At 47.7% G+C, this 8,205-nt stretch carries 8 protein-coding genes, 1 tRNA gene and 1 pseudogene; all 10 read left to right on the forward strand.

What is annotated here, in order from left to right:
* Window positions 1-306 (forward strand): annotated as a pseudogene (locus PN462_RS21675) (hypothetical protein); the annotation flags it as partial.
* Window positions 307-473: 167 nt separating this feature from the next.
* Window positions 474-1,238 carry an imidazole glycerol phosphate synthase subunit HisF gene (gene hisF, locus PN462_RS21680; RefSeq protein ID WP_272130937.1) on the forward strand — a complete coding sequence of 255 codons (765 nt, stop codon included), beginning with the start codon at window positions 474-476 and terminating at the stop codon, window positions 1,236-1,238.
* A 96-nt stretch (window positions 1,239-1,334) separates the two neighbouring features.
* Window positions 1,335-1,541, forward strand: coding sequence for a hypothetical protein (locus PN462_RS21685; protein WP_272130938.1), 207 nt, complete (start codon window positions 1,335-1,337; stop codon window positions 1,539-1,541).
* Between the two features lie 142 nt (window positions 1,542-1,683).
* A tRNA-Ala gene (locus PN462_RS21690) sits at window positions 1,684-1,756 on the forward strand.
* A 305-nt stretch (window positions 1,757-2,061) separates the two neighbouring features.
* Complete coding sequence (aroC, locus tag PN462_RS21695) at window positions 2,062-3,156, forward strand: chorismate synthase (protein ID WP_272130939.1); 1,095 nt, start codon at window positions 2,062-2,064, stop codon at window positions 3,154-3,156.
* Window positions 3,157-3,163: 7 nt separating this feature from the next.
* Complete coding sequence (locus tag PN462_RS21700) at window positions 3,164-4,024, forward strand: MBL fold metallo-hydrolase (RefSeq protein WP_272130940.1); 861 nt, start codon at window positions 3,164-3,166, stop codon at window positions 4,022-4,024.
* A gap of 223 nt (window positions 4,025-4,247) precedes the next feature.
* On the forward strand, window positions 4,248-5,210 hold the full coding sequence (locus PN462_RS21705; protein WP_272130941.1) for an SDR family oxidoreductase: 963 nt from the start codon (window positions 4,248-4,250) through the stop codon (window positions 5,208-5,210).
* A gap of 81 nt (window positions 5,211-5,291) precedes the next feature.
* Window positions 5,292-6,206, forward strand: a complete 915-nt coding sequence (locus PN462_RS21710; RefSeq protein ID WP_272130942.1) for an NAD(+) kinase — start codon at window positions 5,292-5,294, stop codon at window positions 6,204-6,206.
* Window positions 6,207-6,340: 134 nt separating this feature from the next.
* Window positions 6,341-7,036, forward strand: a complete 696-nt coding sequence (gene nblR, locus PN462_RS21715) for a response regulator transcription factor NblR (RefSeq protein ID WP_272130943.1) — start codon at window positions 6,341-6,343, stop codon at window positions 7,034-7,036.
* A 14-nt stretch (window positions 7,037-7,050) separates the two neighbouring features.
* A complete protein-coding gene (locus PN462_RS21720) occupies window positions 7,051-7,545 on the forward strand; it encodes a DUF192 domain-containing protein (protein WP_272130944.1) in 495 nt (164 codons plus the stop codon).
* Window positions 7,546-8,205 lie beyond the last annotated feature (660 nt).

The raw sequence follows: 8,205 nt of genomic DNA on the forward strand, positions 1-8,205 counted from the left end.
CAATTCACCACCAATAATCAAACCTATTGGTTGTATGCAGGTCGATACCAAGACGGGGCAGTGCTGTTTTGGGTTTCCCGTCCTGACTTCGTTCAACCTCAACCGATTGAAGCTGAAGAAATCAACGCCCAATTCATTGAACAAATTGAACAAAACGGAAACAATCGCCCCAGTTTTTATATTAAAACATTTGAAAAGTATAAAGCGATCTTTTCTAGTGCAACCTACAAAGAAGCAAAACTCTGGCTTCTTGAGGATGAATACGAACGATTTGAACAGAGATTTAATGCAGAAAAAGTGGCATGATCAAAAGCGATTCTCATTCTGAGACACTTTGCGATCGCACTCCTTCCCTTTTCTAAAAGTGCGTTCACGAAGTGTCCCGTAGAGAATCGCGTTTTCTTGGGATTTTCACGCCTGTGCAGGCTATCCACTACAATAGAGAGGGCTTTCTCACTTGGTGTCATTATTCTATGTTGGCGAAACGAATTTTACCCTGTTTGGATGTTAATGCTGGGCGTGTTGTGAAGGGCATTAACTTTGTTAATCTGCAAGATGCGGGCGATCCGGTGGAGTTGGCGAAGGCGTACAATGAAGCCGGGGCCGACGAGTTGGTGTTTCTTGATATTACGGCGACTCACGAAGACCGGGATATTATTTTAGATGTGGTCTATCGCACGGCAGAACAGGTGTTTATCCCTTTGACAGTCGGGGGTGGGGTGAATTCCTTAGAAACAATTAAGAATTTGTTACGTGCGGGGGCAGATAAAGTCAGTGTTAACTCAGCCGCCGTGCGGAATCCTGATTTTATTAATGAAGCCAGCGATCGCTTTGGATGTCAATGCATTGTCGTTGCTGTGGATGCCAAACGGCGCGAAACTGGCCCTGGGTGGGAAGTGTATGTGCGCGGAGGCCGGGAAAATACGGGACTGGATGCCCTAGAGTGGGTGCGAGAAGTGGCCCGACGAGGGGCCGGAGAAATTTTGCTCACCAGTATGGACGCAGACGGGACTCAGGCCGGCTATGATCTAGAATTGACAAGCGCGATCGCAGATGCAGTAGAAATCCCCGTCATCGCCTCGGGCGGAGCAGGAAACACCCACCACATCTACGAAGCCTTCTCCCAAGGCAAAGCCGAAGCAGCCCTCTTGGCCTCCCTCCTCCACTACGGCCAACTCAGCATCAGCGAAATTAAAGACTATCTCCAACAGCAACATATCCCCGTGCGCTCTGCGTAGAAATACTGAGAGAATTCTTCCACTTTTATTAAATTTCTTTTCGCTTTCTCTCATAAATGTGTATTAGAATAAAGGAAATGTTACAAAACGTAAGATATGTTACTGCCTATTTTAATTTTCGACATAGCGTTAGTGGCATGGTCGCTGCATTTAATGCAGGAAGCCTTCCAAAAACAAGAGTTCTCTCTCATGTTGGCCGGAACCCTCGTGTCCCTCTCCGCCGCCGCTTTACTCGTCGTTTACTTTTTAATGAATAACTGTATAACCTATCTCACTCAAGTGGGAACTCCCTATACCTATTAAGGCAGAACAGATCAGTCTCTCTCGGAACGCTCAGAAGTGCTGCAAGCTCATCACAAGCGGATTTTCGCAAAATCCCCAAAATTTCTCCAAGTTGCCCTTGACAAGGCAGTACCAGATAGAGATAATGATAAATGCGCTTTTCGGGGCTATAGCTCAGTTGGTAGAGTACCTCAATGGCATTGAGGGGGTCAGCGGTTCGAGTCCGCTTAGCTCCATATTAATTAGAAGCCGCCATAAAAGCGACAACAAACAGTTTAGGGAAAGCAGTTTAGGGAAAGCTTTTAAGCCTTGCCCGTCTAGTCCAGTGCTAGTTGAGTTTGAGGCCCGTTCACTTGTCACTCCGGAGACCTAAAACTGTGTGTGATTAGAATTCCCTATTTTCACCAGTCTCGATACTGTTAACCGTCCCGAATCAGGCTAAAATAAAAAATTGACAACACCAAGATAAACATTACTGAATTACTGGTAACAGTTACTGATTACTGATTACTGTTTACTGATTACTGATTACTGAAAAAACATGGGCAGCACCTTCGGACACCTTTTTCGCATCACCACCTTCGGAGAATCTCACGGAGGGGGAGTTGGTGTAGTCATTGATGGGTGTCCCCCTCAAGTCGAAATTTCTGCCCCAGAAATCCAAAAAGACCTAGATCGCCGTCGGCCCGGCCAGAGTAAGATTACCACCCCCCGTAAAGAGGCCGATCAATGTGAAATCCTCTCCGGAGTCTTTGAAGGGAAAACCTTGGGGACCTCCCTGGCCATCCTCGTCCGTAACAAAGACCCTCGGCCCCAAGATTATCAAGAAATGAAAGTGAAATATCGGCCCTCCCATGCCGATGCCACCTACGATGCTAAATATGGGATTCGCAACTGGCAAGGAGGAGGCCGATCTTCAGCACGGGAAACTATTGGGCGAGTGGCTGGGGGTGCGATCGCTAAAAAAATCCTCCAGCAAGTCGCCGGAATTGAAATCGTCGCCTACGTCAAACGCATCCAAACCTTAGAAGGACTCGTCGATCCCCACACCGTCACCCTCGAACAAGTCGAAAGCAACATCGTCCGTTGTCCGGATGCCGAATGCGCCCAACGAATGATAGAAAAAATTGACCAAGCCCGACGGGAGAAAAACTCCCTTGGTGGGGTCGTCGAATGCGTCGCCCGTAAGGTTCCCCCCGGCCTCGGCGAACCCGTCTTCGACAAACTCGAAGCCGACCTCGCCAAAGGGATCATGTCCCTCCCCGCCACCAAAGGCTTTGAATTCGGTTCAGGCTTTGCGGGAACCACCCTCACCGGAAAAGAACATAATGACGAATTTTACATCAATGAACAAGGTAACATTCGCACCAGCACCAACCACTCCGGTGGCATCCAAGGGGGAATCAGTAATGGAGAACCCATCATTATGAGAGCCGCCTTTAAACCAACTGCTACCATAGGACAAGAACAAAAAACTGTCACTAGCGCAGGAGAAGAAACCACCTTAGCCGCCCGAGGACGACATGATCCCTGTGTCCTCCCCAGAGCCGTGCCAATGGTGGAAGCTATGGTAGCTCTGGTCTTATGTGATCATCTCCTGCGTAATCAGGGTCAATGTGCAGTCTTAAAGCCTTGAGTTCCCAATGGAAACTAACTCTCAATTCACCGTAAAATTTTGGGGCGTGCGAGGCAGCATTCCCTCCCCCGGCGAAGAAACCGTCAACTACGGGGGCAACACCTCCTGTGTGGAAATGCACATCGGAGGCAAACACCTCATCTTTGATGGAGGAACCGGGCTACGCGCATTAGGCAAAAGCCTCCAAGCCGAAGCCTCCCCCCACCATGCCTTTGTCTTCTTCACCCATTATCACTGGGATCACATCCAAGGCGTTCCCTTTTTCTTCCCCACCTTCAACGAAGAAGACTGTTTTTACATTCATGGACAAGTCCCCCCGGACGAAGAAATGATGCAAATGGAGGAACATTTTAATCATCGGGTTCTTCATGTGAACTCCCCAGTCCCCGTGGCCGACATTCGAGCCCAAATGAAGTTCCATGATATTGTCTGTGGGGAAACCTTCCAACTCGATGACATCACCATCGAAACCGCCCCCCTCAACCACCCGAACGGCGCAATGGGGTATCGCGTCACCTGGCAAGACCACACTGCCGTCTATTGTACCGATACGGAGCATTTCCCCGATCGCCTCGATGAAAACGTCCTGCACTTAGCTCGCAATGCCGATATCTTCATCTACGATGCCATGTACACCGATGAAGAATATCATAACTCCAAATCCCCCAAAGTGGGCTGGGGTCACTCAACCTGGCAAGAAGGGGTGAAAATTGCCGATGCTGCCGGAGTCCGGCAACTGGTCATCTTCCACCACGAACCCAACCACACCGACGAAATTCTCGATGGCATTGCCGAACAAGTGAAAGAAGCTAGGCCGGGGAGTGTCTTGGCCAAAGAAGGCATGGAACTCTCAGCCATCCCCGAATAGTCCAGTTAACCCGTTGAAGTTCCGTCTCTCCCATATCTCTTGGTGGAAATAGGACAGGACTGGCTACGGGAAAAAATTTATTACCACAAATTACAATAATTGTCAAGATATTTAAACCATTGACAATTAAATTTTGTCGCAGTGATCCTTTATTTTCTCAGAAAGGCGGCCAGAATTCTGATAAAATCTTATAGAAACTTTATGATTCTTGCTTAACATTTAAATGAAACTACTGGTGGTCGGTGCAACAGGCACATTGGGCAGACAAATCGTGCGTCAAGCTCTTGATGAAGGTCATCAGGTTTACTGCTTAGTGAGAAAGCCCAGAAAAGCGACCTTTCTGAAAGAATGGGGGGCGGAACTCATTGAAGGTGATCTTTGTGACGCAGAAACGCTTTCCCCTGCCCTATCGGGAATAGAAACCGTTATTGATGCCGCCACAGCCCGGGCCACCGACTCCCTGAGTATTCGCCAAGTGGATTGGGACGGGAAAGTGAACCTCATTCAAGCAGCCAAGGCCGAAGGAGTCCAACGCTATATCTTCTTCTCGATTCTCAATGCAGAAGAATTCCCCCATGTTCCCTTAATGGAAATTAAGCATTGTACAGAACGCTTCCTGAAAGAATCGGGACTCAATTACACCATACTGCGGCCTTGTGGCTTTATGCAGGGACTAATTGGCCAATATGCCATCCCCATTTTAGATAATCAGGTGGTGTGGGTGACAGGGTTTGGGACTCCTGTGGCCTATATGGACACCATTGACATTGCCAAATTTGCCGTTCGCGCTTTAACCGTCCCCGAAACCGAAAACAAAACCTTTCCCGTGGTGGGGACCCGCGCCTGGGGAGCATACGAAATTATACGTTTATGTGAACGATTATCGGGAAAAACCGCTAAAACCGCTAAACTAGAATTACCCGTTTTACGCTTCGTCCGTCGAGTCGCACGTTTCTTCCAATGGGGGTGGAATATCGCCGATCGCTTGGCCTTTGCCGAAGTCATCGCAGGAAGTAAAACCCTAGATGCGGACATGGATGAAGTTTATCCCGTCTTTGGCCTCGATCCCAAAGACACGACCACCTTGGAAGAATATCTCCAAGAATATTTCAGCCGCATTATGAAAAAGCTGAAAGAAATCGGTTACGAAAAAGAAAAACAACGGAAAAAAAAGACAAAATCGTAAGTCAACCCCCACACTTCACGATTCCCTTGTATCTTTAACTTGACCTTTGATCGTTCGTTGATTATCACCTAAAGAGTTGTCGTGCCGAAAATAGGCATTATTTATAACGATATAAAACCCATTGCTTGCCGGGTGGCGCAAGAACTAGAAGCAACCTTGACCAAAAAAGGATGTGAGGTGGTTATCACCTCCAGTATTGGTGGCATTTTAGGCTATGCTCAACCGGAGCATCCCACCCGGACTCCCATTGAAAAAGTCGTCCCCGATGAATTTGATGACAGTATTGACATCGGCATTGTTTTGGGGGGAGATGGCACCGTGTTGGCGGCCTTTCGTCAGGTTGCTCCTTGCCAAGTCCCCCTATTAACCGTCAATACGGGCCACATGGGGTTTCTTACGGAAACTTATCTCAATAATCTTTCGACGGCCATTGACCGTATTTTGGCCGGGGATTACCAAGTGGAAACCCGTTCCATGTTAACCGTGCAAGTGTTTCGGGAAGATCAATGTCTCTGGGAAGCCTTAGCACTGAATGAGATGGTCTTGCATCGAGAACCCCTCACCAGTATGTGTCATTTTGAAATCCAAATTGGCCATCATGCTCCTGTAGATATTGCAGCAGATGGGGTGATTTTGTCCACACCGACGGGTTCAACGGCCTATTCCCTGAGTGCTGGGGGACCAGTGGTGACACCGGAAGTTCCCGTTTTACAGTTAATTCCCATTTGTCCTCATTCTTTGGCTTCTAGGGCGTTAGTTTTTTCGGAAGATTCACCCGTGACCATTTTCCCGGCTCATCCCACTTCCATGGTGATGGTGGTGGATGGGAATGGCGGTTGTGCGGTGCAGCCCCAAGATTATGTGAGAGTGACAAAATCTCCCTATTCGGCGCATTTTATCCGGCTACAACGCCAAGAATTTTTCCGCATTTTACGGGAAAAACTGGGTTGGGGGTTGCCCCATATTGCCAAACCCACTTCGGTGGAGTTGCCCTAATGGAGGGGGTCATGTACAGTTTATCGAGATTTCCTGTCAGTCCTTAATCTTGAGTCAGGATTGGGTGGGTGGAATTGTTTAAAAGAGGGTGTTATCAATAGAGAATACCTCATACTGTGTTCGCCAATTGACTTATGAGTCCTGTTACCACGGAACGTTCAACTTGTGTCTTGCTGGTGAAACCAGAGGAAAAAATGAGCCAGTCTCTCTGTCATGATGTGCAGGAGTCTGGCTATGAGGCCGTGATCACAACGGAGTTGGTCAAAGGGTTGGGGTTGATGAAGACGTTAACCCCGGCCATGGTGGTGATTGATCAAACACAAACTGGGGAGGCCGGGTTTAAGTTTTGTCGTCAGTTGCGGAGTGCGCGGTATCGACTGCCCATTTTGATGGTGATGGCCCAGGAAACGGTGGACGATCGCGTGGCCTGTTTGGAAGCGGGAGCAGACGATTATTTACTCAAGCCCTATCGCTCTGAGATGTTTTTAGATTTGCTACAGTTGTATTTACAACCCTCGACTCCCACTTCGGAGCAGTTGCGCTTTGGCAATTTAATTTTAGATTTAACCACCCGGCGGGCTATTCGGAATAATCGGGAGTTTGATTTAACGGCCAAGGAGTTTGAGTTGTTGCGCTATTTGATGCAGCATCCCCGTGAGGTGGTGACTCGTGAACAGATTTTAGAGAATGTGTGGGGGTATGATTTTATGGGAGAATCGAATGTGATTGAGGTGTATATTCGGTATCTCCGTTTAAAAATTGAAGATGAGGGGGAAAAACGGTTAATTCAAACCGTGCGGGGTGTTGGTTATGTGTTACGCGAACCATAAGCATTGGGGTGGGTATGAATAGATATTTGTCCCTTGTATTATTGACCAGTTTGTTGTTGTTGGGGTGTTCCTCTGCACGGAATCAACCGGACTCCCCTTCTGTCTCGGCAACACAAGTCTCACAAGCGCAGGAGTTACCTGTGACCGCAACAGCACAGATGGGGGGAGAGACGATTGAATTAGAGGTGGCCAAGACTCGGCAACAACAGGCGTTAGGCTTGATGTTTCGGGAGGAAATCTCCGATAATCGTGGGATGTTGTTTCCTTTTGATCCGCCCCGCCAAGTGGGGTTTTGGATGAAAAATGTTGAAGTGCCGTTGGATATGGTGTTTTTACGGGATGGGGTAATTCTGGAGATTGCGGCCAATGTTCCTCCTTGTCATCGTGAACCTTGTCCGAGTTATGGGCCTAATGAACCCATTGATCAGGTGATTGAGTTACGGGGAGGCCGGGCCGAAGAATTGGGGTTGGAGACGGGCGATCGCATTACCGTAGAATTTTCTCCCTAAAATACTTCTTTGAACCCCTACCAAAACGGCCAAAAATGTGTACAGTATGTAACGCACTTGTGAGGAATTACTCAAGGTCAATGGGTTAACATTAAGGGTAGTGGCCGAGGTCTTAAAAAAATAGGCCACAGGATAGACTAACTGAGAGGACAATTTGTATTATTCTTCTGAATAACACAAATTTTGAAGAATAATGTCAGTTAGACGTTATTGAGTCATTATTATTGAGTCATCAGTTTTGCTCCTCGCTTTGAGTCAACTCTGATCGAGAGTGAATTCGCTAATTCAAGTTTGATGTTTCCCGATTTATTGGTGTGAGTGAAAAGGAAGCACAACCGATCAGGCCACAGAAATCAAGCAAGAAAACAAGAGCAAGAAAACAAAAGACCCCTCCATGATTGACAGTTGAGTGCGGGTTGTTTAAAGGTGATGCGACTTCAGCATCACTCAAGGTGGGATTATTGTCCTCATTTGTGCCATTGCGGTGGACAGATGACGGTCTGGCCCCTCTGAAATGACTCCGCTCGTTGAAAGCTAGACATTGATTGACATTGTTCAATTTTTGTTGACTTAGAAAGGGACGAGCGTGCAGACTCAGCCATAAATCCTGTAAAAAGGTAGGCTACCTTGAGAGGGTCATCACACCCAAGTGTAAACGCC

Source organism: Spirulina sp. CS-785/01 (assembly GCF_028330525.1).
In the GTDB taxonomy this organism is placed as follows: Bacteria; Cyanobacteriota; Cyanobacteriia; order Cyanobacteriales; family Spirulinaceae; genus JAQMSD01.

Coding starts and splice junctions, on each gene's coding strand:
- hisF (WP_272130937.1), top strand. CDS start 474: ATGTTGGCGAAACGAATTTTACCCTGTTTGGATGTTAATGCTGGGCGT.
- PN462_RS21685 (WP_272130938.1), top strand. CDS start 1,335: ATGTTACTGCCTATTTTAATTTTCGACATAGCGTTAGTGGCATGGTCG.
- aroC (WP_272130939.1), top strand. CDS start 2,062: ATGGGCAGCACCTTCGGACACCTTTTTCGCATCACCACCTTCGGAGAA.
- PN462_RS21700 (WP_272130940.1), top strand. CDS start 3,164: ATGGAAACTAACTCTCAATTCACCGTAAAATTTTGGGGCGTGCGAGGC.
- PN462_RS21705 (WP_272130941.1), top strand. CDS start 4,248: ATGAAACTACTGGTGGTCGGTGCAACAGGCACATTGGGCAGACAAATC.
- nblR (WP_272130943.1), top strand. CDS start 6,341: ATGAGTCCTGTTACCACGGAACGTTCAACTTGTGTCTTGCTGGTGAAA.
- PN462_RS21720 (WP_272130944.1), top strand. CDS start 7,051: ATGAATAGATATTTGTCCCTTGTATTATTGACCAGTTTGTTGTTGTTG.